General features: G+C 70.0%; 22 protein-coding genes and 1 pseudogene. 19 read left to right on the top strand and 4 right to left on the bottom strand.

Features of this window, described 5'->3' with window-relative positions; all coding sequences use genetic code 11:
* The first annotated feature begins 92 nt into the window (after positions 1-92).
* From HXX10_RS22400 to HXX10_RS22430, 7 genes are all read left to right on the top strand, one after another.
* The gene (locus HXX10_RS22400) at positions 93-1,595 is read left to right on the top strand and encodes a tripartite tricarboxylate transporter permease (protein WP_296525413.1); all 1,503 of its coding nucleotides are present in this window, start codon (positions 93-95) and stop codon (positions 1,593-1,595) included.
* 242 nt (positions 1,596-1,837) lie between these two features.
* Complete coding sequence (locus HXX10_RS22405) at positions 1,838-2,476, top strand: Maf-like protein (RefSeq protein ID WP_296525415.1); 639 nt, start codon at positions 1,838-1,840, stop codon at positions 2,474-2,476.
* 207 nt (positions 2,477-2,683) lie between these two features.
* Positions 2,684-2,917: a DNA gyrase inhibitor YacG gene (gene yacG / locus HXX10_RS22410; RefSeq protein WP_296525417.1), complete on the top strand. Its 234-nt coding sequence runs from the start codon at positions 2,684-2,686 to the stop codon at positions 2,915-2,917.
* A 295-nt stretch (positions 2,918-3,212) separates the two neighbouring features.
* On the top strand, positions 3,213-6,695 hold the full coding sequence (gene carB / locus HXX10_RS22415) for a carbamoyl-phosphate synthase large subunit (protein WP_296525420.1): 3,483 nt from the start codon (positions 3,213-3,215) through the stop codon (positions 6,693-6,695).
* Positions 6,696-6,802: 107 nt separating this feature from the next.
* On the top strand, positions 6,803-7,276 hold the full coding sequence (gene greA, locus HXX10_RS22420; protein WP_296525421.1) for a transcription elongation factor GreA: 474 nt from the start codon (positions 6,803-6,805) through the stop codon (positions 7,274-7,276).
* 171 nt (positions 7,277-7,447) lie between these two features.
* Positions 7,448-9,292 (top strand): tetratricopeptide repeat protein, encoded by a 1,845-nt coding sequence (locus HXX10_RS22425; protein ID WP_296525423.1) that lies wholly within the window; start codon positions 7,448-7,450, stop codon positions 9,290-9,292.
* Positions 9,293-9,470: 178 nt separating this feature from the next.
* Complete coding sequence (locus HXX10_RS22430) at positions 9,471-11,126, top strand: caspase family protein (protein WP_296525425.1); 1,656 nt, start codon at positions 9,471-9,473, stop codon at positions 11,124-11,126.
* A 171-nt stretch (positions 11,127-11,297) separates the two neighbouring features.
* On the opposite strand, the gene HXX10_RS22435 is transcribed toward HXX10_RS22430, so the two are convergent.
* Together HXX10_RS22435 and HXX10_RS22440 are read right to left on the bottom strand one after the other, a co-directional pair.
* The gene (locus HXX10_RS22435) at positions 11,298-12,284 is read right to left on the bottom strand and encodes a glycosyltransferase family 9 protein (protein WP_296525427.1); all 987 of its coding nucleotides are present in this window, start codon (positions 12,282-12,284) and stop codon (positions 11,298-11,300) included.
* Between the two features lie 161 nt (positions 12,285-12,445).
* Positions 12,446-12,709, bottom strand: coding sequence for an accessory factor UbiK family protein (locus HXX10_RS22440; RefSeq protein WP_296525430.1), 264 nt, complete (start codon positions 12,707-12,709; stop codon positions 12,446-12,448).
* Positions 12,710-12,970: 261 nt separating this feature from the next.
* Here HXX10_RS22440 and lgt point away from each other — a divergent pair, with 261 nt between their 5' ends.
* Genes lgt through pgeF form a run of 3 tightly spaced genes read left to right on the top strand, consistent with a single transcriptional unit; the run spans position 12,971 to position 15,698 of the window.
* Positions 12,971-13,819, top strand: coding sequence for a prolipoprotein diacylglyceryl transferase (lgt, locus tag HXX10_RS22445; protein ID WP_296525431.1), 849 nt, complete (start codon positions 12,971-12,973; stop codon positions 13,817-13,819).
* Positions 13,816-14,934, top strand: coding sequence for an SAM-dependent methyltransferase (locus HXX10_RS22450; RefSeq protein ID WP_296525434.1), 1,119 nt, complete (start codon positions 13,816-13,818; stop codon positions 14,932-14,934). Before lgt ends, HXX10_RS22450 begins: the two co-directional genes overlap by 4 nt.
* Positions 14,931-15,698 carry a peptidoglycan editing factor PgeF gene (pgeF, locus tag HXX10_RS22455; RefSeq protein WP_296525437.1) on the top strand — a complete coding sequence of 256 codons (768 nt, stop codon included), beginning with the start codon at positions 14,931-14,933 and terminating at the stop codon, positions 15,696-15,698. The genes HXX10_RS22450 and pgeF overlap by 4 nt, the downstream gene beginning before the upstream one ends.
* A 45-nt stretch (positions 15,699-15,743) precedes the next feature.
* Here pgeF and HXX10_RS22460 read toward each other — a convergent pair whose 3' ends face one another.
* Entirely contained in the window at positions 15,744-16,586 is an 843-nt protein-coding gene (locus tag HXX10_RS22460) for a helix-turn-helix transcriptional regulator (protein WP_296525438.1), read from the bottom strand.
* Positions 16,587-16,686: 100 nt separating this feature from the next.
* Between HXX10_RS22460 and HXX10_RS22465 the strand changes: the two genes are divergently transcribed.
* From HXX10_RS22465 to HXX10_RS22500, 8 genes are all read left to right on the top strand, one after another.
* A complete protein-coding gene (locus tag HXX10_RS22465) occupies positions 16,687-17,574 on the top strand; it encodes an SDR family oxidoreductase (RefSeq protein WP_296525439.1) in 888 nt (295 codons plus the stop codon).
* A 290-nt stretch (positions 17,575-17,864) separates the two neighbouring features.
* Positions 17,865-18,422 (top strand): hypothetical protein, encoded by a 558-nt coding sequence (locus HXX10_RS22470; RefSeq protein ID WP_296525441.1) that lies wholly within the window; start codon positions 17,865-17,867, stop codon positions 18,420-18,422.
* A gap of 196 nt (positions 18,423-18,618) precedes the next feature.
* Positions 18,619-19,572 (top strand): ribose-phosphate pyrophosphokinase, encoded by a 954-nt coding sequence (locus HXX10_RS22475; RefSeq protein WP_296525442.1) that lies wholly within the window; start codon positions 18,619-18,621, stop codon positions 19,570-19,572.
* A 595-nt stretch (positions 19,573-20,167) separates the two neighbouring features.
* Complete coding sequence (locus HXX10_RS22480; protein WP_296525444.1) at positions 20,168-20,668, top strand: YbjN domain-containing protein; 501 nt, start codon at positions 20,168-20,170, stop codon at positions 20,666-20,668.
* 247 nt (positions 20,669-20,915) lie between these two features.
* On the top strand, positions 20,916-22,193 hold the full coding sequence (gene purD / locus HXX10_RS22485; protein ID WP_296525446.1) for a phosphoribosylamine--glycine ligase: 1,278 nt from the start codon (positions 20,916-20,918) through the stop codon (positions 22,191-22,193).
* 63 nt (positions 22,194-22,256) lie between these two features.
* A complete protein-coding gene (locus tag HXX10_RS22490) occupies positions 22,257-23,225 on the top strand; it encodes an RDD family protein (RefSeq protein WP_296525448.1) in 969 nt (322 codons plus the stop codon).
* A gap of 143 nt (positions 23,226-23,368) precedes the next feature.
* Positions 23,369-24,274 carry an alpha/beta hydrolase gene (locus tag HXX10_RS22495; RefSeq protein ID WP_296525450.1) on the top strand — a complete coding sequence of 302 codons (906 nt, stop codon included), beginning with the start codon at positions 23,369-23,371 and terminating at the stop codon, positions 24,272-24,274.
* A gap of 187 nt (positions 24,275-24,461) precedes the next feature.
* Positions 24,462-25,292, top strand: a complete 831-nt coding sequence (locus tag HXX10_RS22500) for a patatin-like phospholipase family protein (protein ID WP_296525452.1) — start codon at positions 24,462-24,464, stop codon at positions 25,290-25,292.
* Positions 25,293-25,310: 18 nt separating this feature from the next.
* Here HXX10_RS22500 and HXX10_RS22505 read toward each other — a convergent pair whose 3' ends face one another.
* Positions 25,311-25,742 carry a nucleoside deaminase gene (locus tag HXX10_RS22505; protein ID WP_296525454.1) on the bottom strand — a complete coding sequence of 144 codons (432 nt, stop codon included), beginning with the start codon at positions 25,740-25,742 and terminating at the stop codon, positions 25,311-25,313.
* A 63-nt stretch (positions 25,743-25,805) separates the two neighbouring features.
* Between HXX10_RS22505 and HXX10_RS22510 the strand changes: the two are divergent.
* Positions 25,806-26,612: pseudogene (locus HXX10_RS22510) on the top strand (pseudouridine synthase); the annotation flags it as partial.
* Between the last annotated feature and the right edge of the window lie 79 nt (positions 26,613-26,691).

Consider the following 26,691-nt stretch of genomic DNA (forward strand, 5'->3'; position numbering starts at 1 on the left):
GAAGCCTGCCGCTGGATTCCGGGTTCGCGTGCTTCGCCCGCGCCCCGGAATGACGGAGGCGGGAACAACCAGATCCGCATGGGAGCAGCGTCGTGGACTCGCTCGGATACCTGATGGACGGGTTCGCGGTCGCGCTCACTTGGCGCAACCTGCTCTTGTGCTTCGTCGGCTGCCTGTGGGGCACGGCGGTCGGCGTGCTCCCCGGGCTCGGCCCGCTCGCCGGCATGGCGCTCCTCTTGCCGCTCACCTTCAAGCTCGACCCGACCGGCGCCGTGATCATGCTGGCCGGCATCTTCAACGGCGCCATGTATGGCGGCTCGACCACCTCGATCCTGATGCGCATCCCGGGCGAGGCGGCCTCGGTGGTCACCTGCATCGACGGCTACGAGATGGCAAAACGCGGCCGCGCCGGCGCGGCCCTCACCATCGCGGCGGTCGGCAGCTTCGTCGGCGGCACCATCTCGATCATCGGCCTGATGGCGGTCGGCCCGCTGCTCGCCGACGCCATGCTGTCGGTCGGCCCCGCCGCCGAGTTCGTGCTGATGCTGACCGCGCTGCTGGTGGTCAGTGCGGTATCCAGCTCGCCGCCCGTAAAGACGCTCGCCATGATCGTGCTCGGGCTGGCGCTCGGCACCGTCGGGCTCGACCAGCTCACCGCCTGGCCGCGCTTCACGTTCGGCTCGCTCGACCTCACCGACGGCCTCAACTTCGTCGCCCTGTCGATCGGTCTGTTCGGCGTCTCCGAGATCCTGCTCAATCTCGACGAGGCGACGCCCGTGGTGCCGAAGGCCCCGCGCCTGCGCGACATGCTGCCGACGGCCGAGGAAATCCGCGAGGCGGCGCCGGCGGTGCTGCGCGGCTCCGGCATCGGCTTCCTGTTCGGCCTGGTGCCCGGGGTGAGCCACATCATATCGACCTTCGTGTCCTATGCGGTCGAGAAGAAGATCTCGAAGACGCCGGAAAGGTTCGGCCATGGCGCGGTGGCCGGCGTCGCCGGCCCGGAGACCGCCAACAACGCGACCACGGGCGCCTCGATGATCCCTCTGCTGGTGCTCGGCATCCCGGCGATTCCGGCGACCGCGATCCTCTTGTCGGCGCTGCTGATTCATGGCGTGCAGCCTGGCCCGCTCCTGATGAGCGAGCACCCACAGGTCTTTTGGGGCCTGATCGCCAGTCTGTATCTCGGCAACGCCATCCTGGTGGTGCTGAACCTGCCGCTGGTCGGCATCTTCGTGTCGCTGCTGCGCACCCCGATGGGTGTGCTGGCGCCGCTCGTGCTGGTGATCTGCCTGATCGGCGTCTACTCGCTCAAGGCCTCCTCGCTCGATCTGATGATCCTGGTCGCCGCCGGCGTGGTCGGTTATCTGCTGCGCAAGTTCTCCTACGACGTCGCGCCGCTGCTGCTCGCCTTCGTGCTCGGCGATCGCATGGAGCTGTCGTTCCGCCGCGCCCTCACCATCTCGGACGGCGATTACTGGGTGTTCGTGCAGGGGCCGGCGGCGCGCGTGTTCATCGCCGTGCTCCTCCTGATCGGCACCCTCCAGCTCGCCGCCATGCTGCTCGGCTGGCGCCGGACAGGCGCCGCCGCGCCCTGACGCGGGCGGATCAGTGCGGAGCGAGTCGTCCTGATCTCGCGCCACACACCGCTCATTCCCGCGTACGCGGGAATCCAGGGTTTTTTTGGCCGTGTCGCTCCTGGGTCCCCGCCTTCGCGAGGACGAGCGGAGATCGGCTGGTTGTCGTCGCAGCCCGTTTCCGCTAGGGTCCGCGCCCATCCTGAGGCTCTCGTGTCGACCTCAGCTCGTCGCCTCGCGGAAGCGCAACAGAACCTCACCTCATGATGGGCCGTCCCAAGCTCGTGCTCGCCTCCGGTTCGCCCCGGCGGCTCACCCTCTTCAACCAGGCCGGGCTCGATCCCGATGCGCTGCGCCCCGCCGAGGTCGACGAGACGCCGAAGCGCGGCGAGCTGCCACGCGCCTGTGCCAACCGCCTCGCCCGCGAGAAGGCCGAGGTGGCGCTCGCCGCCCTCAAGCTCGACGACGACCTGCGCGGATCGTTCATCGTCGCGGCCGACACCGTGGTGTCGGTCGGCCGCCGCATCCTGCCCAAGGCGGAGCTTCTCGACGAGGCGGGGCAGTGCCTGCGCCTGCTGTCGGGCCGCAATCACCGGGTCTACACCGCCGTCTGCCTGGTCACCCCGAAGGAGGCCTTCCGCCAACGCCTGGTGGAGACGCGGGTGCGGTTCAAGCGGCTGTCCTCGGAGGACATCGACGCCTACCTCGCCTCCGGCGAGTGGCGCGGCAAGGCCGGCGGCTATGCCGTGCAGGGGCTCGCCGGCAGCTTCGTGGTCAAGCTGGTCGGCTCCTATACGGGCGTCGTCGGCCTGCCCCTCTACGAGACCGTCTCCCTGCTGGCCGGCGAGGGTTTTCCGATCCACCACGGCTGGCTGAACCCGACCAACCCGATGCCGGGGTGAGGTGCGGCAGGCCCCCTTTCTTCACCTCCCCCTGGAGGGGGGAGGTCGGACCGCGCAGCGGTCCGGGAGGGGGTAACAGCGGTGCTGTGCGGGGGGCTTCACCCCACTCCGCTCGCCTGTGGCGAGCGCCCCTCCCCCTCCAGGGGAGGGTGGGGGCCGGGCCGGCGCGGGCTCGCCTTTGTGCTGTCAGATGCCTATTTATGGCCCATGTCTGCTGACCATCTCGTCGCCACCGGAAGACCCTGCACCACCTGCGGCAAGCCGGCCGTGGAGAAATTCCGGCCGTTCTGCTCGCAACGGTGCAAGAACGTCGATCTCCACCGCTGGCTGTCCGGCATCTATGCGATCCCGGCCGTCGAGGCCGAGGAGGACGAGCTCGGTCTGCCGGAGCCCGAAGAGGCGCCGCCGCCGCGCCGTCGCGGTCCGCTGGACGGGCTCTGACAGAACCAGCCGAGGATCTCCCGTCATTCCGGGGCGCGGGCCGGAGGCTCGCGAACCCGGAATCCAGCCGCGAGTTCCGAGTATGCTGCTGGATTCCGGGTTCGCTGCTTCGCAGCGCCCCGGAATGACGGAGCGGAGGCCCCGGCCCGGCGCTCTTCCATCCCCGGCGATTCTGGGCTAAGGGTCGCCCGCCCCGGCGGACCGCCACGGGCAGGCGACAAACCGGTCGAGTTCGCAAAGGCGGCGCGTCCACGACGCCTTTTTTTGTGCCCAGACCAGACCGCGAAGACCCCTGATGCCCAAACGCACCGACATCTCCTCGATCCTGATCATCGGCGCGGGACCGATCGTGATCGGCCAGGCGTGCGAGTTCGACTATTCCGGCACCCAGGCCTGCAAGGCGCTGCGCGAGGAAGGCTACCGGGTGGTGCTGGTCAACTCCAATCCGGCCACCATCATGACAGACCCGGAGATGGCCGACGCCACCTATGTCGAGCCGATCACGCCGGAGATCGTCGCAAAGATCATCGAGAAGGAGCGGCCCGACGCGCTCTTGCCGACCATGGGCGGCCAGACCGCGCTGAACACGGCGCTGTCGCTGCGCAAGATGGGCGTGCTCGACAAGTTCGGCGTCAAGATGATCGGCGCCACGGCGGAAGCGATCGACAAGGCCGAGGACCGCGAGCTTTTTCGCGAGGCGATGAAGAAGATCGGGCTCGACATCCCGAAGTCGTTCCTGGCCAACGCCTCGGAGCTCAAGCAGGCGGACCGCCAAAAATATCTCGACGAGCTCGCCCGCATCGACGGCTCCGACGACCGCCCGAGCGAGAAGACGGCCAAGCGCGGAAAATTCCAGCACGACTGGGCGGCCGGCGAGGAGGAGCGGCGCAAGCGCTACGTCCACGGCGCGCTCGGCGAGGCGCTGATCGCGCTGGCCGAGATCGGGCTGCCGGCGATCATCCGGCCGAGCTTCACGCTCGCCGGCACGGGTGGCGGCATCGCCTACGATCTCGACGAGTTCATCGAGATCGTGCGGGGCGGTCTGGACGCGTCGCCGACCAACGAGGTCCTCGTCGAGGAGAGCGTCCTCGGCTGGAAAGAGTACGAGATGGAGGTCGTTCGCGACAAGAACGACAACTGCATCATCGTCTGCTCGATCGAAAACCTCGACCCGATGGGCGTCCACACCGGTGACTCGATCACCATCGCGCCGGCCCTGACGCTCACCGACAAAGAGTATCAGGCGATGCGCGACGCCTCGATCGCGGTGTTGCGCGAGATCGGCGTCGAGACCGGCGGCTCCAACGTGCAGTTCGCCGTCAATCCGGACGACGGGCGCCTCGTCGTCATCGAGATGAACCCGCGCGTCTCGCGCTCCTCGGCGCTAGCCTCGAAAGCGACCGGCTTCCCGATCGCCAAGGTGGCCGCCAAGCTCGCGGTCGGCTACACGCTCGACGAGATCGCCAACGACATCACGGGCGGCGCCACGCCGGCCTCGTTCGAGCCAACCATCGACTACATCGTCACCAAGATTCCCCGCTTCGCCTTCGAGAAGTTCCCGGGCGCCGAGCCGCTGCTCACCACCTCGATGAAGTCGGTGGGCGAGGCCATGGCGATCGGCCGCAGCTTCCAGGAGTCGCTGCAGAAGGCGCTGCGCTCGCTGGAGACCGGGCTCACCGGGCTCGACGAGATCGAGATCGAGGGCATCGGCGAGGGCGACGACAAGAACGCCATCCGGGCTGCGCTCGGCCGGCCGACGCCCGACCGGCTCCTGAAGGTCGCGCAGGCCATGCGGCTGGGCACCTCCGACGAAGACATTTTCCGCTCCTGCCAGATCGACCCGTGGTTCCTGGCCGAGATCCGCGGCATCGTCGAGACCGAGGCCGAGGTGAGGGCCAAGGGCCTGCCGGCGACCGCGGGTGCGCTGCGCCACCTCAAGGCGATGGGCTTTTCGGACGCGCGACTGGGCGCCCTCACCGGCCTGTCGGCCGACGACGTCACCCGACGGCGCCAGGCGCTCGGCGTGCGGCCGGTGTTCAAGCGCATCGACACCTGCGCGGCCGAGTTCGACGCGCCGACCGCCTACATGTACTCGACCTACGAGGCGCCCTTCGCCGGCCAGCCGGCCGACGAGGCGAAGCCGTCGGACCGAAAGAAGGTCGTGATTCTCGGCGGCGGCCCCAACCGGATCGGCCAGGGCATCGAGTTCGACTACTGCTGCTGCCACGCCTGCTTCGCCCTCGAGGACGCCGGCTTCGAGACCATCATGGTCAACTGCAATCCGGAGACCGTGTCGACCGACTACGACACCTCGGATCGCCTCTATTTCGAGCCGCTCACGGCCGAGGACGTGCTGGAGATCATCGCCACCGAGCAGACCAACGGCACGCTGCACGGCGTCATCGTGCAGTTCGGCGGGCAGACGCCGCTGAAGCTCGCGGCGGCGCTGGAGGCCGCGAACGTGCCGATCCTCGGCACCTCGCCGGACGCCATCGATCTCGCCGAGGACCGCGACCGCTTCAAGCGGCTGCTCGACAAGCTGCACCTGCGCCAGCCGAAGAACGGCATCGCCTACTCGGTCGAGCAGAGCCGGCTGATCGCGGCCGAGCTCGGCCTGCCCTTCGTGGTGCGCCCCTCCTACGTGCTGGGCGGCCGCGCCATGGCGATCATCCGCAATCAGGAGCAGTTCGACGACTATCTGCTCGGCACCCTGCCGAGCCTGGTGCCGTCCGACGTCAAGGCGCGCTACCCGAACGACAAGACCGGCCAGATCAACACCGTGCTGGGCAAGAACCCGCTGCTGTTCGATCGCTATCTGTCGGACGCCATCGAGATCGACGTCGATTGTCTCGCCGACGGCAAGGACACCTTCATCGCCGGGATCATGCAGCACATCGAGGAGGCCGGCGTTCACTCCGGCGATTCCGCCTGCTCGCTGCCGCCGCACTCGCTGCCGCCCGAGATCATCGCCGAGCTGGAGCGGCAGACCCGCGCGATGGCGCTGGCGCTCAAGGTCGGCGGCCTGATGAACGTGCAGTATGCCCTCAAGGACGGCGACATCTACGTGCTCGAGGTCAACCCGCGCGCCTCCCGCACGGTGCCGTTCGTCGCCAAGGTGATCGGCATCCCGGTCGCCAAGATCGCCGCCCGGGTGATGGCCGGCGAGTCGCTGGCGAGCTTCGGGCTGACGCCGCCGGCACTCCATCATGTCGGCGTCAAGGAGGCGGTTTTCCCCTTCGCACGGTTCCCGGGGGTCGACACCCTGCTCGGTCCGGAGATGCGCTCGACCGGCGAGGTGATGGGAATCGACCGCTCCTTCGAGATCGCCTTCGCCAAGAGCCAGATCGGCAGCGGCACCCGGCTGCCGCGCGCCGGGACCGTCTTTGTGGCAGTGCGGGACACCGACAAGCCGCGCATCCTGGAATCCGTCAAGCTGTTGGTGGATCTCGGATTCAAGGTGATCGCCACGTCCGGCACCCAGCGCTTCTTCCACGACAACGGGGTGCCGGCCGAGAAGGTCAACAAGGTGCTGGAAGGCCGGCCTCACATCGTCGACGCGATCAAGAACGGCGAGGTCCAGCTCGTCTTCAACACAACCAGCGGGAACCGTGCCATCTCGGACTCGCGCTCCTTGCGGCGCGCGGCCCTCTTGCATAAGGTCCCGTACTACACCACTCTTTCCGGAGCCGTCGCGGCGGCGCTCGGCATCAAGGCCTATCTCGCGGGCGACCTCGAGGTGCGCACGCTGCAGAGCTATTTCTCCGAACGCGCCCATTGAGGGCCAGGCCGGAGAACATAGGCCACGGGCTGGACATACTTCCGAACGGTTGCGTGCCGGGCTGACGCCGGCACGCGATCGAGTTTTTTTCTGTCGGAGAGGAACCGATGGACAAGATACCGATGACGGCTGCCGGCTATACCGCGCTCGAGCACGAGCTGCGCCATTGCCAGCAGGTCGAGCGACCACGCATCATCCAGCAGATCACCGAGGCGCGTTCGCACGGCGACCTGTCGGAGAATGCCGAGTATCACGCCGCCAAGGAATCCCAGTCGCTCAACGAGGGCCGCATCTCGGATCTCGAGGACAAGCTGGCGCGCGCCGAGGTGATCGACGTCTCCAAGCTGTCGGGCGACACCGTGAAGTTCGGTGCGACCGTCACGCTGATCGACGAGGACACCGAGAAGAAGCATGTCTGGCAGATCGTCGGCGAGCCGGAGGCGGACGCGAAGAACGGCCGCATCTCGATCGCATCGCCGCTCGCCCGTGCTTTGGTGGGGAAGAAGAAGGGCAGCCAGGTCGAGGTGGTGACGCCGGGCGGCGCCAAGGCCTACGAGGTCCTCGCCGTCGAGTGGCGTTGAGCCGACCAGGCCACGGCCCGGCCTCCCCGGCCGGTTGCTTCGCGTGTGTCTTCTCCCGGCGATCCCGCGAGCCTACAACGGCTGCCCGGCGCGCATCGCCGGCATGAACCCGTTCGCGCTCCCCTGCGTCAAAGGGACGGGCCGTGAGGCCTGTCGTGGGGGAGCAACGGGATGCGAGGCATCCGCGCCGGTCTGATCGCGGTTCTGGCCGGCGTCGCCGCCGGCCTGGCCGGCATCGCCCATCCCGCACTCGCCGCCGACGACCGGCCGGTCTGCTGGGGCCGCACCACCGATCCCGACAGCCGCATCGCCGCGTGCACGCGTCTGCTCGCAGGCGGATCGCTGCGCGGACAGGTGCTCGCCGACACCTATGCGTGGCGGGCACAGGGCTGGAAGCAGAAAGCCCAGCTCGACCGCGCCCTCGCCGATTACGACCAGGCCGTCCGGCTCGCCCCCGCGGATCCCGACATGCTGATCGGCCGCGGCTATGTCCAGCTCGCCAGGAACGACAACGAGCGCGCCCGCGGCGATCTCGACGCGGCCCTCCAGCACGATCCCAAGAAGGTGCGGGCCTGGCTCGGCCACGGCACCGCCGAGCTCGGTCTCGGCCGCTTCGAGCGCGCCATCGCCGACCTCACTGAAGCAATCCGGCTCGATCCGACCCTCTCCGACGCCTGGAACAATCGCGGCTACGCGCTGCTGCGCAACGGCCAGGCGGAGCGCGCCCTCGCCGACTTCGAGAAGACCATCGCGCTGAAGCCCGACGCCGCCCCACCGTACGGCAATATCGGGCTGATCCATTATCAGAAGGGCGACCTCGACCGGGCGCTCGCCGCCTACGACCGCGCCCTGCAGCTCGATCCGCGGAACACCGGCGTGCTGATCAACCGCGGCGCCGCGCGGCGCGACAAGGGTGATCTCGACCAGGCGCTCGCCGACTACCAGGCGGCGCTGGCGCTCGATCCCGGCATGGCCAACGCCTTCTTCGGCCGGGGCCAGATCTTCCGCATCCGTGGTGATCTCGATGCCGCCTTGACCGAGTTCGGCCGAGCCGTCGCGATCGATCCGAAATACACTGACGCCTACGCCCAGCGTGGCCTCGTCCACGAGGGCCGCGGCGATTTTTCACGCGCGAAGATCGACTATCGCGCGGCGCTCGATCTTCCGGCCAAATATCTCCTGTCGCCGCGGTCGCAGGAGATGGCCCGCGCCCGCCTCGCGCTGCTCGCCGACGACCGCACGCCGCCGCAACCCGGTCCGTCGGCGCCGCCTGATCCGGGTCGGCGCATCGCGCTCGTCGTCGGCAACGGCGCCTATGCGGCAGCAAGCCCGCTGACCAATCCGGCGAACGACGCGCGTGCCGTCTCGGCGCGGCTGCGCGCCTTGGGCTTTGCGGTCGCCGAGGGGCTCGACGCCGACAGGGCGACGCTGCGGACGCTGATCGACGGCTTTCTGCGCGATGCCGCGACCGCCAGGCTGGCGCTCTTGTTCTATGCCGGGCACGGCGTGCAGATCGACGGCCGCAACTATCTGATCCCGGTCGATGCGCATCTCGCTGCCGGCGCCGATCCGACCGCCGAGATGATCCTGGTCGACACCATTCTGGCCGGGCTCGACGACCAGGTGCGCACCAACATTGTCGTTCTGGACGCCTGCCGCGACAATCCGCTGGCCAAGACCGCCAACACGACCGCCACGATCGACGCGGGCGGCCGCTCCGTCTCGGTGCGGGCCGGGCTCGCCGCGCCGGCCGGTCTAGGCGCCGGCGTCACGGTCGGGGCCGGCACGCTGATCGCGTTCGCCACCGCGCCGGGCCAGGTCGCCCTCGACGGCGACGGCGACAACAGCCCGTTCTCGGCCTCGCTGGTACGTCACATCGGCACTGCCGGCATCGAGATCCAGCAGATGCTCACGCGGGTGCGCTCCGACGTGGTCGGCGCCACCAAGGGCAAGCAGGTGCCGTGGTCCAACTCCTCGCTGCTCGGCGAGGTCTTTCTGGCCGGCGCGCGACCGTGAGAGCGACTGATACCAGCCTCCAGAAGCTCCGACCCGTCATGCGCGGGCTCGACCCGCGCATCCATCGCTTGAAAGAAGAGATTCTTTCGAAGTTCGATGGATTGCCGGGTCAAGCCCGGCAATGACCGTGAAGGTCGAGGACAACGAAGGCTGGTATGACTTCTTGCGGGGAATTTTCATGCGAGGGATTGTGGTTGCCGCGTCGGCCGTTCTGATCGGCCTGTTCATCACCCTGCCGGCGGCGCAGGCGGCCGACGACGGCACGGTCTGCACCAGCGAGACGACGCCGCCCGACCAGGCGATCGCCGCCTGCGGCCGGCTGATCGCCTCCCGCCGCGTCTCCGGAAAATCGCTCGCCAGCGTCCATTTCTGGCGCGCCGTCGCGTTCAATCGCAAAGGCGACTACGCCCGCGAGATCGCCGATCTCGACGAGGCACTGAAGCTCGATCCCGCGTCGGTCGCGGCCTGGAACCTGCGCGGCTCCGCCCTTTACGATACCGACCAGACCGATCGCGCCATCGCCGATTTCAACGAGGCGCTGCGGCGCCTGCCCAACAACGGCTCGATCCTGCACAATCGCGCCAATGCGTTTCTGCAGAAGAAAGACTATGCCCGCGCGCTGGCCGACTACGACGAGGCGGTCCGCCAGTTGCCGCGCGAGCCGCTGGTCTGGAAGAACCGCGGCCATACCCGGCAGGCGATGGGCGATCTCTCCGGGGCGCTCGCCGACATGAACATGGCGGTGCGGCTCGGGCCGCGGGGGCCGTTCAGCTTCCTGGGTCGCGGGCTGATCTACCGGGCGACGGGCGAGCCCGACCGCGCCGTCGCCGACTTCGACGAAGTCATCCGCCTGACGAATGGCGACGGCGTCATCCCGACCCTGACGACGCCCGGCTATCTGCTGGTCGCCGCGCACACCCATCGCGGCCTCGCCTTCGAGGCCAAGGGCGACCGCAATCGCGCCGAGGCCGACTACCGGGCGGTCGCCGCCGTCGCGGTCGCGGCCGGCGACAGCAGCAGCAACGCCCTGAAGGCGACCGCGCGGGCACGTCTCGCCCTGCTCGGCTCCGACGACCGTCCGCTGGTGCCGGCCGCGACAGGAGGCCCCGGGCGGCGGATCGCGCTGGTCGTCGGCAATGGCGGCTACACGGCCGTGACGCCACTGGCGAACCCCGGCCGCGACGCCCGCGCGGTGGCGAAAAGCCTGCGGGCGATCGGCTTCGACGTGGTCGAGGGAATCGACCTCGACCGCGCCGGCATGCAGGCGCGCCTCGCCGACTTCATGCGCGCGGCGACCGGCGCCCGCACGGCGCTGCTGTTCTATGCCGGCCACGGCATGCAGATCGACGGCCGCAACTATCTGGCGCCGGTCGACGTCACCGCCGCGAGCGCCGCCGGCCTCACCGCCTCGACGCTCGATCTCGACACCATTTTGGCCGGGCTGGACGACCAGATCCGCACCAATGTCGTCATCCTCGACGCCTGCCGGGACAATCCCTTCGCCGGCCGCACGGCCGATGGCGAGGCGGGCCGCGGCCTCACGCTGGCCCCGGGGCTGGCGCCGCCCGGCGCGCTCGGCGGCGCCGCGACGCTCGGGGCCGGCACCCTGATCGCGTTCGCCACCGCCCCGGGCCAGGTCGCGCTCGACGGCGAGGGCGACAACAGCCCGTTCTCGGCCGCCCTGGTGCGCCACATCGGCACCCCTGGCCTCGACCTGCAGCAGATGCTCACAAGGGTACGGGCCGAGGTGGTGTCGGTGACCAAGCGCCGGCAGGTGCCGTGGTCGAACTCCTCGCTGCTCGGCGAGGTCTTTCTGGTGGCGGAGAGGCCGTGAATCCAAGGCTGGTCATTCCGGGGCGTGGGCCGAAGGCCCACGAGCCCGGAATCCATATGCCCAGTGCTGATTTCTTATCGAAACACAGGGGTTATGGGTTCCGGGCTCGGCGCTTCGCGCCGCCCCGGAACGACGGTCGTGATGTTCTGCGCATGCTGCCGGATGCCGGTATCAGCGTGACGGCTGCGCCAACAGCCGCTCGACCGCTGAAAAGGCGGCGTCGACCGGGATGTCCTCCATGGTGGTGCCGCCGAACTCCTTCGCGCTCACCACGATGCCGCGGCGGGTGAACGGCGCCCAACGGGCCACCTCGGTCGGGCCGAACAGGCTGACCAGCGGGGTCTCGGTGGCGGCGAGCAGATGGCCCATGCCGCTGTCGTTGGCGACCGCGGCGGCGAGCCGCCCGGCGACCGCGACCGCGAGCTCGAGCCGGGGGGTCTCCGGAAAGATCGCCGACGGCGCAGCGCGCAGCAGCTCCTCGCGCACCGCCTTTTCCTGCGGCCCGATGAACACCACCGGGATGCGGCCGCTGGCGGCGAGCTTCTCGGCGAGCGCGGCGAAGCGCGGCAGCGGCCAGTTCTTGCGCGCCTCGCGGCTGCCTGGCGCGAGCCCCACATAGGTCCGCCCGTCCGGCAGGCAGGCGGCCGCGAAGGCGCGCGCCTCGTCGGAGAGCGCGAGCCCGCCCTCCCAGTCGGCCGTTCCGCCGATCGCCGCCTCGGCGAGACTGAGCATGCGGGCCGCGATGCCGCGCGGCCGGGCGAAGCGCCCCGGCGGACGGCGCGACGAGAAGAGATATCCGGGCAGGCAGCAGTAGAAGCCGCGATGCGACAGGAACAGCCGGGCCAGCAGCACGGTGAGGCCGCGCGTCCGAGAGTCGAACACCAGCTCGAACGGCGGCAGCTTTCGCAATCGGCCGATCACCGGAATCGGCGGACGGGTGAGCGCCGCGTGCTCGATCACCTCGGCGATCAGCGGTCGCACGAACGGCGCCAGCTCGTGCGCCATCGCGGTCTGGTGACTGGCGATCCACCAGATCGGCCGGCCCGGCCAAGCCCGTGCGATCGCCCGCAGGAACGGCATCTTGAGCAGCGAGTCGCCGAGCCCCTCGCGGTCGACCAGCACGGCGATGGGCCGCGCGGTCGGGTCGGGCCCGGACACGGGCGATGTCGAGGGAGCGGGATCAGCCATGGAACCGTGAATTGACGCGCGCCACGCTCCGGCATCTCCGATCGCCGGCGGCAACGCAAGGCCTTCGTCGGCCGGCCCGCCCCGCGCCGGGCGCGGCACGCCGCGCGCCCGGCAGGACGGTCGGCGACCGATCAGGCCGCCGGGCCGGCGGCGAGCTTCGCCTCGAGAGCGACGATCCGGGCCATCAAGGCCTCGTTCTCCTCGCGGGCGAGGCGCGCCATCTCCTTGACGGCCTCGAACTCCTCACGCTGGACCACGTCCATGTCGCGCATGATGCGCTCGGCCTGCGTCTTGATCAGCGTCTCCGCCTCGCGGCGCACGCCCTGGGCGACGCCGGCGGCGTCGTTCATCAGGCGGGCCATCTCGTCGAAGAACCGGCTCGTCGTCTGGGCCATCGTGATGTCGTCTCCGGAATGCATTGTCGGCAATGGGTTTCGAGTCGGGGCAGACAATGGCGATCGAGACGCGGCGGCGCAAGGCCCGCCCGACCCCGCACGAAACGCCGATCGGCGGCCTCCCGCCCGGTGGCCGATCGCCCCGCGGTTGTCGCCGGGCGGCTTGACCTGCGGCCGGCGGCGCCCCATCACCCGGAACACCTCCCCGCGGGCCCGCCGTTCGAGAGATGGCGCCCGAAAGACCGCGACCGAGAGACCACCATGCCGCTCGCCGTCCTGCCCTTCCCACGGATCGACCCGGTGCTGGTGAGCATCGGCCCGTTCGCGATCCGCTGGTACGCCCTCGCCTATATCGTCGGCATCCTGCTCGGCTGGCTCTATGCGCGCGCCCTGATCCGCGACGAGCGGCTGTGGGGCGGCCCGGCGCCGCTGACGCCGCTGGATTTCGACGACTTCATCGTCTGGGTGACGCTCGGCATCATCCTGGGCGGCCGCACCGGCTACGTGCTGTTCTACAATTTCGACCATTTCCTCGCCGACCCGCTGGAAATCCTGCAGCTCTGGAAGGGCGGCATGTCGTTCCACGGCGGCTTTCTCGGCTGCGTTGCCGCCGTGGTGCTGTTCGCCCGCTGGCGCGGCGTGCCGTTTCTGACGGTCGGCGATCTCACTTGCGCGGTCGCGCCGATCGGCCTCCTCCTCGGGCGCCTCGCCAACTTCATCAATGGCGAACTGTGGGGCCGCCCGGCCGACGTGGACGCGGTCCCTTGGGCCATGGTGTTCCCGGGAGGGGGGCCATGGCCGCGGCATCCGAGCCAGCTCTACGAGGCGGGGCTCGAAGGGCTCGCGCTGTTCGTCCTGCTCGCCCTGGTGGTGCGGGCCGGCGCGCTGAAGCGGCCCGGCCTGGTGATCGGCCTGTTCGCCTGCTTCTATGCGGTGGCGCGGTCGTCCTGCGAGTTCTTCCGCGAGCCCGACCCGCAGCTCGGCTTCCTGTGGGGCGGCCTGACCATGGGGATGCTGCTGTCGATCCCGCTGTTCCTGGCCGGCCTCGGCTTCATCGCGACGGCGCTGCGGCGCCCGGCGCTCGCGCCTGCGCCGGCCGACGCCAGGTGACGGACCCGACCGTGCCGACCTGCTCGACAAGCCCGCTCGCCGAAGAGTTGCGCCGAAAAATCCGCGACCGCGGCCCCCTGCCGGTCGCCGACTGGATGGCGCTCTGCCTCGGCCACCCGCAGCACGGCTACTACACCACCCGCGACCCGTTCGGAGCGGCCGGCGACTTCACCACGGCACCCGAGATCAGCCAGATGTTCGGCGAGCTTTTGGGGCTGTGGGCCGCCGCCGCCTGGCAGTTGATGGGCGCGCCCGTTCCGGTGCGCCTCGTCGAGCTCGGGCCCGGCCGCGGTACCATGATGGCCGACGTCTTGCGCGCCGCTCGGGTGCTCCCCGCCTTCCGGGCCGCCATGACGGTGCACCTGGTCGAGACCAGCCCGGTGCTGGAGCGCCGCCAGCGCGAAACGCTCGCCGCCGCCGGCGTGCCGATCGCCTGGCACCACGACCTCGCTGCCGTGCCGGACGGCGCCACCATCGTGCTGGCCAACGAGTTTTTCGACTCCCTGCCGGTCCACCAGGCGGTGAAGTCCGTCGCCGGCTGGCACGCCCGCACGGTCGGGCTCGCCCCGGACGGCCGCTTCGTCTTCGATGTCGGCCCGGAGGACCCGGCGGTCGCGGCGCAGGTGCCGGAGTTCTGGCGCTCCGCCCCGGCGGGGGCGATCTTCGAATGGCGCGACGACGCCGTCGTCCAGGCGATCGCCGCCCGGGTGGCGCGCCAGGGCGCCGCCCTCGTCGTCGACTACGGCCATGTCGATCAGGACCTCGGCGAGACGCTGCAGGCGGTTCGGGCGCACGACTTCGTCGACCCGCTGCAAAACCCCGGCGAGGCCGATCTCACCGCCCATGTGGATTTTTGCGCGCTGGCCCGCGCCGCCGCGGCCGCAGGCGCCCGGGTGGACGGGCCGGTGACCCAGGGCGGTTTCCTGCGCCAGCTCGGCATCGCCACCCGGGCCGACACCTTGAAGGCCGCCGCGCCGCAAAAGGCGGCCGAGATCGATGCCGCCCTCGCCCGCCTGCTCGATCCCGCAAAGACCGGGATGGGGAGCCTGTTCAAGGCGCTGGGCCTCGCCCACCCGTCGCTCCTGCCGCTGCCCGGACTGGACCCCGCCCCATGATGCTGCACGCCCGCTCGCTCAACACCCTCCCCGGCATCCGCCATGCCTTCTTCACCCGCGAGGGCGGCGTCTCGCAGGGCATCTATGCCAGCCTCAATGCCGGGATCGGCTCCAACGACGACCAGGCGCATGTCGCCGAGAACCGGGCTCGCATGGCCGCGGCGGTCGGGGTGGCACCCGAGAACCTGTTGAGCGCCAACCAGGTGCATTCGGCCGACGTGATCGTCGCCGAAAAGCCCTGGCCGATGACGGCGCGGCCGCGCCTCGACGCCATCGTCACGCGGACGCCCGGCCTCGCCGTCTGCGCCTCGACGGCCGACTGCGGCCCGGTGCTGCTCGCCGATCCGCAGGCCCGGGTGGTCGGCGCCGCGCATGCCGGCTGGCGCGGCGCGCTCGCCGGCGTCACCGACGCAACGATCGAGGCGATGGAGCGGCTCGGCGCCGCGCGGAAAAACATCGTCGCGGCGATCGGGCCGATGATCCGCCAGCCGAACTACGAGGTCGGCCCCGAGGTGAAGACCCTGTTCGTCGCCCAGGACCCGGCGCACGCGCGGTTTTTCGCTCCGGGCGACGGCGACCGCCAAATGCTCGACCTGGCCGGCTATGTGGCGGCCCGGCTGGCGGCAGCGGGCTTGACGGCCATCGAGGATCTCGGCCTCTGCACCTATGCGGACGCGGCGCGGTTCTACAGCTTCCGTCGCGCGACGCACCGGGGCGAACCGGATTACGGCCGCCATGTCAATGCGATAGCCCTGGTTCCCTGACCCCGGCGGGCGCGTCGCGCCACCGGGATTTCGGATGGGCCGCCGCTACCGGGAGGTTTCGGCCTCGGATCGCAGCAGCGCGGCGATCCGGTCCGCGTCCGCCGGTGTCGCCGGATTGTAGACCACCAAGCCGAGATCGGGCCGGCAGTCGACTGTGAAACCCGAGTATTCAAGGGCAATCGGACCGGCGATCGGATGCCGCACCTGCTTCGGGGTCTCACCGTAGGCGCCGCGGACATCGTTGTCGCGCCACATCGCCTCGAAGTCGGGGCTCAGCCGGCACAGCTCGTCGACCAACGGCTTGACCGCATCCGTCATTCCGGCGCGAGCCGTGTCGGCCCGGAACGCCGCCACCACGAACCGGGCGTCCGTCTCCCAGTTCGGCATCGCGGCTCGCACGCGCGGATTGCAGAAGACAAGGCGCAGGGCATTGCGCTGCTCGGCCGCGAGAGCGCCGTAGTCGACCAGCACGGCTGCGGCGGCCCGGTTCCAGGCGATGATGTCCCAGGTCGAGGTCTTCACATAAGCGGGGCTGAGCGTGAACGCGTCGAGCAAGCGCTGAAGGCGCGGCGTGACGCCCTCGGCGGGCCGTCGGCGGACCTCCGGTGGCCGGCCCAGAGCGAGCAGGAAGAGATGCTCGCGCTCGACCTCGGTCAGCATCAGGGCGCGGGCGATCCGGTCGAGCACGTCGGCCGAGGGGGCGCCGCCCCGCCCCTGCTCGAGCCACGTGTACCAAGTCGCGCTGACATGGGCGCGCTGCGCCACCTCCTCGCGCCGCAGCCCGGGCGTACGCCGCCGGTCGAGCGGGAGACCGAAGGCGACGGGATCGAGCTTGGCGCGGCGAGCCTTCAGATAGCTCCCAAACGGATTCTCGGGGGGCGCCGACATGGTGGTCCTGTTAGTTATTATACCCGTATATAGTCACTACTTTACCCGGATATTCTGCGCCCCGACAGTGTCCTTCGTCAACGTCCGGAGGAACTTTCTCATGCGTGTCTTCGTCACCGGCGCGACCGGCTTCGTCGGCTCCGCCATCGTCTCGGACCTGCTGTCCGCAGGGCATTCCGTCCTCGGCCTCGCCCGCTCGGACGCGGCGGCCGCGTCGCTGGCCGCGGCGGGAGCCGAGGTGCATCGCGGCTCGCTCGACGATCTCGCCGGCCTGAGCGACGGGGCGGCGGCTGCGGACGCCGTGATCCATACAGCCTTCATCCACGACTTCTCGAACCTGAAGGACAGTTGCGAGATCGACAGGCGCACGATCGACGCGCTCGGCGACGCGCTCGCCGGCTCCGACCGTCCCTTGATCGTCACCTCGGCGACTGGGCTTCTTCCGCAGCGCCGTCTCGTGACCGAGGACGACAGCCCGGCATCGCCAATTCCGCGCGTCGCGTCCGAAGAGGCCGCCGCCGCGGTCGCGGCGCGCGGCGTGCACGTGGCGGTGGTGCGCCTGCCGCCATCGGTCCATGGCGACGGCGATCACGGCTTCGTTCCGATGCTCACCGGGTTCGCGCGGGACAAGGGCGTTTCCGCCTATGTGGGCGACGGGCTCAACCGCTGGCCCGCCGTGCACCGGCTCGATGCGGCCCGTCTCTACCGGCTGGTGCTCGAGACCGGGGCCACAGAAGCCCGATATCACGCCGTCGCCGAAGAGGGCGTGCCGTTCCGCGAGATCGCCGGCGTGATCGGCCGGCGCCTGAACGTGCCGGTGGTCGGCATGACCCGCGAGGAGGCCGCCGGCCATTTCGGCTGGTTCGCGCATTTCGCCGCGCTCGACAACCCGGCATCGAGCGCGCGAACCCGTGACCTTCTGGGGTGGCAGCCGACCGGGCCGGCGCTCATCCCGGACATCGACCGGGCGTGCTATTTCGACGCCTGAGTGGCGGCAAAAGCGGCGCCTTCGTGGCCCGGCCGCCACCGGACCCGGCCGCCGCGGTAAACGCTACGAGACTGACTTGCAACGGAGATCATCGTTCCGGCGGCGCCCCGGCTCCGCCCCTGGACCGACGCGGCGATTACGGTTAAGGATCCGTTACCGACCGAGGCGGGCCAACCGCCCGACCGGCCCGCTCACCCGGGCCGACGGCAGCACCGGGGGTTTGGATGCAGGCAACGCCGGCGCGGCGGACAGCATTGCCGCGGACGCGACGGACCGGCTGGACCGGCCCGATGGCGGTGCTCGCCTTGGCACTCGCCTGCGGCGCCTGCACGGCGACCTCGGGCCAGACGACCGGATCGGTCGCGGCCAGCCCGGCCGCCCCATCGGGGCGGGCCGCCACGGTGGCCTTCGAATCGATCGATGGCCCGCCCGAAAGCGTCTACTCCCGCATGGTGCAGTCGCTCACCGCCGAGGCCGAGGCACGCCAGGTCGCAGTGGTGTCGCGCACGACGCCGGCCCACTACCGGGTGCGGGTCTACACGGCGACCGTCGTCTATCCGAAAAAGTCGGTCATCCACTGGGTGTGGGACGTCTACGACGCCGACCAGCGCCGCGTCTTCCGGTTGTCCGGCGAGGAGCCGGTGACCGGTGCGGGCAGTAACACCTGGGCGGCCGCCGACGAGCCGGTGATTCGTCGCATGTCGTCGAGCGGCATGGACCGGCTGGCCGGCTTCCTGGCCACCCCGCGCCCGACGCCGGCCCCCTCGGCGCCCGGCAGCGCCCCCGGCACGCCTCCTCCCGGCGACAGCGGCCTCACGGTGGCGGCCTACGACGCTCCCTCGCCCTGAGCGCCGGAACCTCCGGAGCACGGTGGCGCCGCACCCCGCCGCCCGTCATAATCCGCGCGGACGTGTTCCCACGAAACCATAAGTGGGCAAAATCGGCCGGGATAACAAAACCGTCGTATTGCCTAGGACCCGACCGCCTTGTATTCAGGCGCCGCCGGTAGATTAGTCGCTCGCGTGGGCGTTCGGGAGGTCGGGAATGCCTGGCAAGAATGGAGCGATCAAGCTCGTCGCCGGCAACTCCAATCCGCGACTGGCGGAAGCGATCGCCGCCTACCTGAAGACGCCGCTGACCCGGGCCGTCGTCCGGCGCTTCGCCGACATGGAGATCTTCGTCGAGATTTTGGAGAACGTGCGCGGCGCCGACGTGTTCGTCGTGCAGGCCACCTCGTACCCGACGAACGATCACCTGATGGAGCTGCTGATCATCATGGATGCGCTCAAGCGCGCCTCGGCGCGGCGCATCACGGCCGTGATGCCGTATTTCGGCTACGCCCGGCAGGACCGCAAGCCCGGCCCGCGCACGCCGATCTCGGCCAAGCTGGTCGCCAACCTGATCACCCGCGCGGGCGCCGACCGGGTGCTGACCGTCGACCTGCATGCCGGCCAGCTCCAGGGCTTCTTCGACATCCCGACCGACAATCTCTACGCCTCGCCCGTGATGGTGCGCGACATCAAGGAGCGCTTCGAGCTCTCCAAGCTCGCGGTGGTGTCGCCCGACGTCGGCGGCGTGGTGCGGGCCCGTGGCCTCGCCAAGCGCATCAATGCGCCGCTCGCCATCATCGACAAGCGCCGCGAGCGCGCCGGCGAGTCCGAGGTGATGAACGTCATCGGCGACGTCGAGGGCCGCACCTGCGTCCTGGTCGACGACATCGTCGATTCCGGCGGCACGCTGGTCAACGCCGCCGATGCGCTGCTGGAGAGCGGCGCCCATCAGGTCTACGCCTATATCAGCCACGGCGTGCTGTCGGGCGGCGCTGTCGCCCGCATCACGGCGTCGCGCCTGAAGGAGCTGGTGATCACCGACTCGATCCAGCCGACCGAGGCCGTGCGGGTCGCCGAGAACATCAGGGTGCTGTCGATCGCGACGCTGCTCGGCGAGGCAATCGGCCGGACGGCGTCCGAAGAGTCGGTGTCGAGCCTGTTCGACTGAACGGGCCGCGGTCCACTCCGCAACCGCCGGATCGGTGCACTTAAGACATAGCCCCATCCTCCGCTCATTCCCGCGCAAGCGGGAATCCAAGCCTTGTGTGAGGCTCCTGGGTCCCCGCTTTCGCGGGGACGAGCGGTCACGACCGTGATCGCCGGCCCTCACGTGACTCTTTCACGACACCGGTTCTTGTCGACACCGGCTTCCGACTCCCTCCTGATCACATCCGGACTCCAACGGCGAAAGTCGACAGCCGCGCGCGTTCCGGCTCCGATTCCGATCCGTTCCACTTTTGATTCAAACTCGGCCCGCGCCGCTTCATGTGAGTCAAACTGTCGCGGGGATCTCCACGCTTCCCTGTGGACCGAAGCGCCACGGTCGTTGCGCGATTCAGCAAAATCCACGAACGCTTCTGAGCGGTTTGGGCCGTCGAGTCCGAACCGATATAGTCGACGGACCGAGTGATTCGGTGTTCGTGGAAGTCCCTGCGGCGCAGGCTCTCCTGCAGACCCAGGCGCTTCGGGCACCCGGCGCGTGTCGTCGCGTGGCGTGCGTTTCTGCGTACGCTTCCATGTCGGCACAGAGGGGTAGAAGCGGCATGTCGCTGATGGAAATCTCCGGTTCGCGGACCGCCAATCCGGTCGACACCGTCGAACGGATGGCCGCGACCAACGACTGGTCCTTCGCCCGTTCCAGCGAGGACGAGGTCACGCTGGTGATCACCGGCAAGTGGACCGACTATCAGGTCTCGTTCACCTGGATGGGCGAGATCGAGGCGCTGCATCTCGCCTGTGCGTTCGACCTCAAGGTGCCGGAGCGCCGCCGCGCCGAGATGATCGAGCTGGTCTCGATGATCAACGAGCAGCTCTGGATCGGACATTTCGACCTGTGGGCCAATGACGGCCTCGTCATGTTCCGCCACGCGCTGGTGCTGGCCGGCGGCATCGAGGCCTCGGGCGCGCAGTGCGAGTCGCTGCTCTCCACCGCCACCGAGGCGTGCGAGCGCTACTACCAGGCCTTCCAGTTCGTCATGTGGGCCGGCAAGAGCCCGCGCGACGCCCTCGACGCCGTCCAGTTCGAGACCGTCGGCGAGGCATGACCGGCGGCGCGCCGCCTGTCTGGTCGCGAGGTCTCTTCCCCGTCATTCCGGGGCGCGGACCGAAGGTCCGCGAGCCCGGAATCTATAACCCCGGTGCCGGTGGCTCACGCGAGACCGGGCGTATGGGTCCCGGGCTCGCCGCTGCGCGGCGCCCCGGGACGACGAGCGCAGAGGTTTCGGCCGCCGATTGCTGGTATAAGGCCGGCCGGACCAGCCCACTGACGACCCCCATCTGCGGCACTGACGCATGAACATCCTGCTTCTCGGCTCCGGCGGACGCGAGCATGCGCTCGCCTGGAAGATCGCGGCGAGCCCGCTCACCGACCGGTTGTGGTGCGCCCCCGGCAATGCCGGGATCGCCCAGGAGGCCGACTGCGTCCCCGTCGACATCGCCGACCATGCGGCCGTGATCGCCTTCTGCCGGGACAACGCGGTCGATCTCGTCGTGGTCGGCCCCGAGGCGCCGCTGGTGGCCGGCCTGGTCGACAACCTCGCCGGCGCCGGCATCAAGGCGTTCGGGCCGAGCCGGGGTGCCGCCCGGCTCGAAGGCTCCAAGGGCTTCACCAAGGCGCTGTGCCGGGCGAGCCACATCCCCACCGCGGCCTACGAGGTGTTTTCCGCCGCCGAGCCGGCCAAGGCCTATGTGCGGGCGCGCGGTGCCCCCATCGTGGTCAAGGCCGACGGGCTGGCCGCCGGCAAGGGCGTCGTCGTCGCCGAGACGGTCGCGCAGGCCGAGGCGGCGATCGACCAGATGTTGTCCGGTGCGCTCGGCGCCGCGGGCGAAAGCGTCGTGGTCGAGGAGTTTTTGACGGGCGAGGAGGCCTCGTTCTTCGTGCTGTGCGACGGCGAGAACGCCCTGCCGCTCGCCTCGGCGCAGGACCACAAGCGCGCCTACGACCACGATGTCGGGCCAAACACCGGCGGCATGGGCGCCTACTCGCCCGCCCCCGTGATGACGCCCGAGATCACGGCCCGCACCATGGACGAGATCATCCGCCCGACGCTCAAAGCCATGGCGGCGATGGGGAGCCCCTACAAGGGCGTGCTGTTCGCCGGCCTGATGATCACGGCCGAGGGGCCGAAGCTGATCGAGTACAATGTCCGGTTCGGCGATCCGGAGTGCCAGGTGCTGATGCTGCGGCTGATGTCCGACCTGGTGCCGGCCCTGGTCGCCACCTGCGACGGCCAGCTCGCGGACTTCGACCTGCGCTGGTTTCCGCAGTCCGCCATCACGGTCGTGCTGGCCGCCAAGGGGTATCCGGGCGCCTACCAGAAGGGCAGCGTGATCGAGGGGCTGCGCGCCGCCATGGAGGTCGACGACGTCGAGATCTTCCATGCCGGCACGGCCGAGCGCGACGGCCAGGTGGTCGCCGTCGGCGGCCGGGTGCTGAACATCTGCGCCATCGCCCGCACGCTCGTCGAGGCGCGCGCCCAGGCCTATGCGGCAGTCGCCGAGATCCGCTGGCCGGGCGGGTTTTGCCGCACCGACATCGGCGCCAGGGGACTCGTCCGCAGGACGCCGTAGGGCCCTGATCATGAGCTTCAGCGGACGCCCGACGCACGTCCGCCAACCATCCGAGGCCTTGCCATGAGCGTGTCGGACCCCGCCAAAGCCCCTGTCGGAAACGCATCCGCCGCGCCCGCGTCCCTGTGGCGGCGGCTGATCGCCTTCACGCTCGACACCACGCTGCTCGGCGCGATCGGCTACTCGGTCGGCATGATGCTGTTCGATCTCGTGGTCGATCTCGGGCTCGGCGCCCGGCTGATCGGCCTCGCGCTGGCGCTCGCCTATTTCGGCCTGTCCGACAGCCGGCTGACCAAGGGGCGCAGCTTCGGCAAGCGGCTGCTCGGGATCGCCGTGGTGGGGCCGGACGGCGCACCCCTGTCGATCGGAACCGCGACGCTGCGCGCCCTGGTGGTCATGGCGCCCATCATCCTCAACGACTTCGACCTCGACGACATCTCGCCGATCGTCACCGGCCTGTGGAGCTTCCTGGTCATCGGCGTCGGCGCTTCGCTCCTCTATCTGCTGCTGTTCAATCGCACGACGCGCCAGTCGCTGCACGACCTCATGGTCGGCAGCATGGTGATCAGCGTGGGAACGCCGAGGCCGGCCGCGCATCCGCTGTGGATCGGTCACCGGATCGTGGTCGGCGTGCTGTGTGCCGTGAGCCTGGCGTTCGGGCTGCTGATCCCGTCGATGGTGCAGTCGTCCGGGCGGTTGAGCGAGCTGCTGGTCGTGCGCACCGCCCTGATGACCCGGCCCGGGCTGCGCGACGTCGGAGTGAGCCGCGTCTGGAGCACCGAGACGGGCCGCCCGACGAAGGACTCCATCGTGGTGACGGCCTATGTCCGCCGCTGGCCGGCCGACCCGGAGGCCGAGGCCAGGGACATCGCCGGCCAGGTGCTGAAGGAGTTCCCGGACCTCGTCGGCACCCGGACCCTGGTGGTCAAGGTGGCGCTCACGTTCAATCTCGGCATCGCCAACTATTCGAAGCAGCAGCAGATCGAGACCTCGGCCGCGGCTTGGCCGAAGATCGAAACGCGAGGCACCTAGGCCGACGGACGACCTCGGCACCTGCCCGCCCAGAAGGCGTGTGCCCCGGCGGCGTCTCTCGTCTTACGGACGCCACCGCGATCCGGCTATGCTGCGACCCGCCGGTCCGTCGTCCGGAGTCGGCGCATGTCCTGGAGTCGCAGATGTCCGATCTCGCCGATCTCTATCCCGGCTTCGAGTCCCACTGGATCGACACAAGCGCGGGCCGGATCTTCGCCCGCTCGGGCGGCAGCGGGCCGCCGCTCCTGATGCTGCACGGCTATCCGCAGTCCAACGTGATCTGGCACAAGGTCGCCCCGGCGCTGGCGAAGCACTTCCGCCTGGTGCTGGCAGATCTGCCCGGTTACGGCTGGTCGGCGGCGCCGCGCGCGGGCGCCGACCACGCGCCCTACACCAAGCGGGCCATGGCGGCCGGCATGATCGACCTGATGGAGGCGCTGGGTTTCGCGCGCTTCTCGCTGGTCGGCCACGACCGCGGCGGCCGGGTCGGCTACCGCCTCGCCCTCGATCACCCCGGCCGGCTGGAGCGCCTCGCCGTGCTCGACATCGTCCCGACCTTCGCGATGTGGCACGCGATGGACCAGACGCTCGCCTACAAGGTCTGGCACTGGACGTTCCTGGCGCTGCCCGAGCCGTTCCCCGAGACCATGATCGGCAAGGACCCGGACTATTTCCTCGACTGGAAGATGGCGAGCTGGAGCGGCACCAAGGACCTCAAGCCGTTCGATCCGCGCGCGCTCGCCCATTACCGCGCCGCCTTCCAGGACCCCATGCACATCCACGCGAGCTGTGAGGACTACCGGGCCGGCCGCACCACGGATCTGGCCTTCGACGAGGCCGACCGCGCCGCCGGCAAGAAGATCGACTGCCCGGTGCTGGCGCTGTGGGGCGCCCGGGGCATCCCCAGCGAGAACTCGCCGCTCGCCACCTGGCGCGAATGGGCGGACGACGTCCGCGGCCAGCCGATCGACTCCGGCCACTTCCCGGCCGAGGAGAACCCGACCGCCACGACGGCGGCGCTCCTGCCGTTTCTCACGGGGGCGGCGTGAGGAGCGACCTGACGATCGTGTTTCGTCGCAGTCGTCCCGGGGCGCGCCGAAGGCGCGAGCCCGGGACCCATAGCCCCTGTCTCGCGAGAGCAATCGGCACCGGGGATATGGATTCCGGGCTCGCGAACCTCCGGTCCGCGCCCCGGAATGACGGAGCAGGCGAAGATCGCGCGCGGAGCGCGGCCCCATGAAAACCTTCGCGCTCGCGCTCGGCGCCGGCGGGGCGCGCGGCCTCGCCCATATCGCCGTGTTCGAGGCGCTCGACGAGCTCGGCGTCAAGCCGGTGGCGATCTCGGGCTCGTCCATCGGGGCCGTGATGGGCGCCGCCTACGCGGCCGGCATGAGCCCGCGGGCGCTGCGCCGCCACGTCATCGCCATGGTGCAGGATCGCGCCACCCTGATCCGCCGCCTGCTCGGGGCGCGCGCCGCCGGCTTCGCCTGGTCGAGCCTGTTGCGGGTGCCGTTCGGCCACAACCCGGTGCTGCTCGACGCCGACAAGTTCTGCGCGGCGTTCCTGCCCGAGGCCGTGCCCGAGGACTTTTCGGCGCTGGCCATCCCGCTCCTGGTGATCGCCAGCGACCTCTACGGCCAGGCCGAGGTGGTGTTCTCGGAGGGCCCGCTGCGCCCCGCCATTGCCGCCTCGATGGCGATCCCCGGCCTGGTGCAGCCGGTCGAGCACGAGGGCCGCGTGCTGGTCGACGGCGCCGCCGTCGATCCCCTGCCCTTCACCCAGCTCGCCGGTCGCGCCGACGTGGTGGTGGCGGTCGACTGCTCGGCGGGGCCGCGCGAAAAAGCCGCCGTGCCGGAGGCCTGGGATTCGGTGTTCGCCACCATCACGCTCATGGGCAACACCATCGTGGCCGAGAAGCTGCAGCGGGTGCGGCCCGACCTCCTGATCCGCCCCAATGTCGCGATCTTCGGTCTGCTCGACTTCCTGCAGGCGATCGCCATCATCCGGGCCGGCGAGGCCATCAAGGACGAGATCAAGCGGGATTTGGCGGCGCTGCTGAAAGACTGAGCCGGTTTTTGGTCCGCCCTAGGTTCGCCTCTCCCGAAAAAAAGCCCGCAGCATCCCGGCCGCCTCGGTCTCGCCGATGCCGGGATAGACCTCGGGCCGGTGGTGGCAGGTGGTCGAGCCGAAATACCGCACCCCGCTCTCGACGGCGCCACCCTTCGGGTCCGTCGCGCCGAAATAGAGCCGGCGGATGCGGGCGAACGAGACCGCGGCCGCGCACATCGGGCACGGCTCCAGCGTGACGTAGAGGTCGCAGTCGACCAGGCGCTCCGAGCCGACCGCGGCTGCAGCGGCCCGGATCGCCAGCATCTCGGCATGCGCGGTCGGGTCGCGATCGGCGAGCGTCCGGTTGCCGGCTCGCGCAATGACCCGGTTGTCGCGCACGACCACGCAACCGATCGGCACCTCGCCGGCCGCCGCCGCCGCCCGCGCTTCGGCGAGCGCCAAATCCATGAAGGAGGTCACGGCTCGTTCCGTCGCGCGAACTCTGCTATCAGGCTCGCTCACTTATCCAAGATCGAGGCCATGTCGGACAAGCCCCAAAACCCAGACGCCGCGCCCGAGCAGCGCCCCGCCCCGCCGGACGGCGACCGCATCGCCAAGGTGATGGCCCGCGCCGGCCTGTGCTCGCGCCGCGACGCGGAGGCGTGGATCGAGGCCGGCCGCGTCGCCGTCAACGGCACCGTGATCACCTCGCCGGCCCTCGACGTGACCCGGAACGACCGCATCACGGTCGACGGCGAACCGTTGCCGGCAGCCGAGCGCACCCGGCTGTTTCTCTACTACAAGCCGGTCGGGCTGGTGACGACCAGCTTCGACCCCGAGGGCCGCCCGACCATCTTCGACGCCCTGCCCGAGGATCTGCCGCGGCTGATCAGCGTCGGCCGGCTCGATATCGGCACCGAGGGCCTGCTGCTGCTGACCAATGACGGCGGCCTCGCCCGCCTGCTCGAGCTGCCGGCGACCGGCTGGCTGCGCCGCTACCGGGTACGGGCCCACGGCGAGGTCGACCAGGCGGCGCTCGACGCGCTCAAGGGCGGCCTCGAGGTCGAGGGCGTGCAGTACGGACCGATCGAGGCGACCCTCGACCGCGCCCAGGGCAGCAATGTCTGGATCACCATGGCGATCCGCGAGGGCAAGAACCGCGAGATCCGCAACGTCCTCGATACGCTCGGCCTGCAGGTGAACCGGCTGATCCGGGTGTCCTACGGCCCCTTCCAGCTCGGCGAGCTCTTGGACGGCGACATCGAGGAGATCAAGACCCGGGTTCTGCGCGAGCAGCTCGGCGAGCGCCTGGCCAAGGAGGCCGGCTGCGACTTCTCAGGCCCGATCGCGCCGCGGGCGCCGACCGAGGCGCAGCGGCGGGAACGCGCGGAGCGCGGGGCGCGAGGCGCGCCCGGCG

The organism is Rhodoplanes sp. (genome assembly GCF_013377085.1).
In the GTDB taxonomy this organism is placed as follows: domain Bacteria; phylum Pseudomonadota; class Alphaproteobacteria; order Rhizobiales; family Xanthobacteraceae; genus Rhodoplanes.

Coding starts and splice junctions, on each gene's coding strand:
- HXX10_RS22440 (WP_296525430.1), bottom strand. CDS start 12,709: ATGGCCCAGACGACGAGCCGGTTCTTCGACGAGATGGCCCGCCTGATG.
- HXX10_RS22470 (WP_296525441.1), top strand. CDS start 17,865: ATGGCGGTGCTCGCCTTGGCACTCGCCTGCGGCGCCTGCACGGCGACC.
- HXX10_RS22495 (WP_296525450.1), top strand. CDS start 23,369: ATGTCCGATCTCGCCGATCTCTATCCCGGCTTCGAGTCCCACTGGATC.
- HXX10_RS22460 (WP_296525438.1), bottom strand. CDS start 16,586: ATGTCGGCGCCCCCCGAGAATCCGTTTGGGAGCTATCTGAAGGCTCGC.
- HXX10_RS22480 (WP_296525444.1), top strand. CDS start 20,168: ATGTCGCTGATGGAAATCTCCGGTTCGCGGACCGCCAATCCGGTCGAC.
- pgeF (WP_296525437.1), top strand. CDS start 14,931: ATGATGCTGCACGCCCGCTCGCTCAACACCCTCCCCGGCATCCGCCAT.
- HXX10_RS22505 (WP_296525454.1), bottom strand. CDS start 25,742: ATGGATTTGGCGCTCGCCGAAGCGCGGGCGGCGGCGGCGGCCGGCGAG.
- HXX10_RS22500 (WP_296525452.1), top strand. CDS start 24,462: ATGAAAACCTTCGCGCTCGCGCTCGGCGCCGGCGGGGCGCGCGGCCTC.
- HXX10_RS22425 (WP_296525423.1), top strand. CDS start 7,448: ATGCGAGGCATCCGCGCCGGTCTGATCGCGGTTCTGGCCGGCGTCGCC.
- HXX10_RS22475 (WP_296525442.1), top strand. CDS start 18,619: ATGCCTGGCAAGAATGGAGCGATCAAGCTCGTCGCCGGCAACTCCAAT.
- HXX10_RS22405 (WP_296525415.1), top strand. CDS start 1,838: ATGATGGGCCGTCCCAAGCTCGTGCTCGCCTCCGGTTCGCCCCGGCGG.
- lgt (WP_296525431.1), top strand. CDS start 12,971: ATGCCGCTCGCCGTCCTGCCCTTCCCACGGATCGACCCGGTGCTGGTG.
- HXX10_RS22465 (WP_296525439.1), top strand. CDS start 16,687: ATGCGTGTCTTCGTCACCGGCGCGACCGGCTTCGTCGGCTCCGCCATC.
- HXX10_RS22430 (WP_296525425.1), top strand. CDS start 9,471: ATGCGAGGGATTGTGGTTGCCGCGTCGGCCGTTCTGATCGGCCTGTTC.
- greA (WP_296525421.1), top strand. CDS start 6,803: ATGGACAAGATACCGATGACGGCTGCCGGCTATACCGCGCTCGAGCAC.
- yacG (WP_296525417.1), top strand. CDS start 2,684: ATGTCTGCTGACCATCTCGTCGCCACCGGAAGACCCTGCACCACCTGC.
- purD (WP_296525446.1), top strand. CDS start 20,916: ATGAACATCCTGCTTCTCGGCTCCGGCGGACGCGAGCATGCGCTCGCC.
- HXX10_RS22490 (WP_296525448.1), top strand. CDS start 22,257: ATGAGCGTGTCGGACCCCGCCAAAGCCCCTGTCGGAAACGCATCCGCC.
- carB (WP_296525420.1), top strand. CDS start 3,213: ATGCCCAAACGCACCGACATCTCCTCGATCCTGATCATCGGCGCGGGA.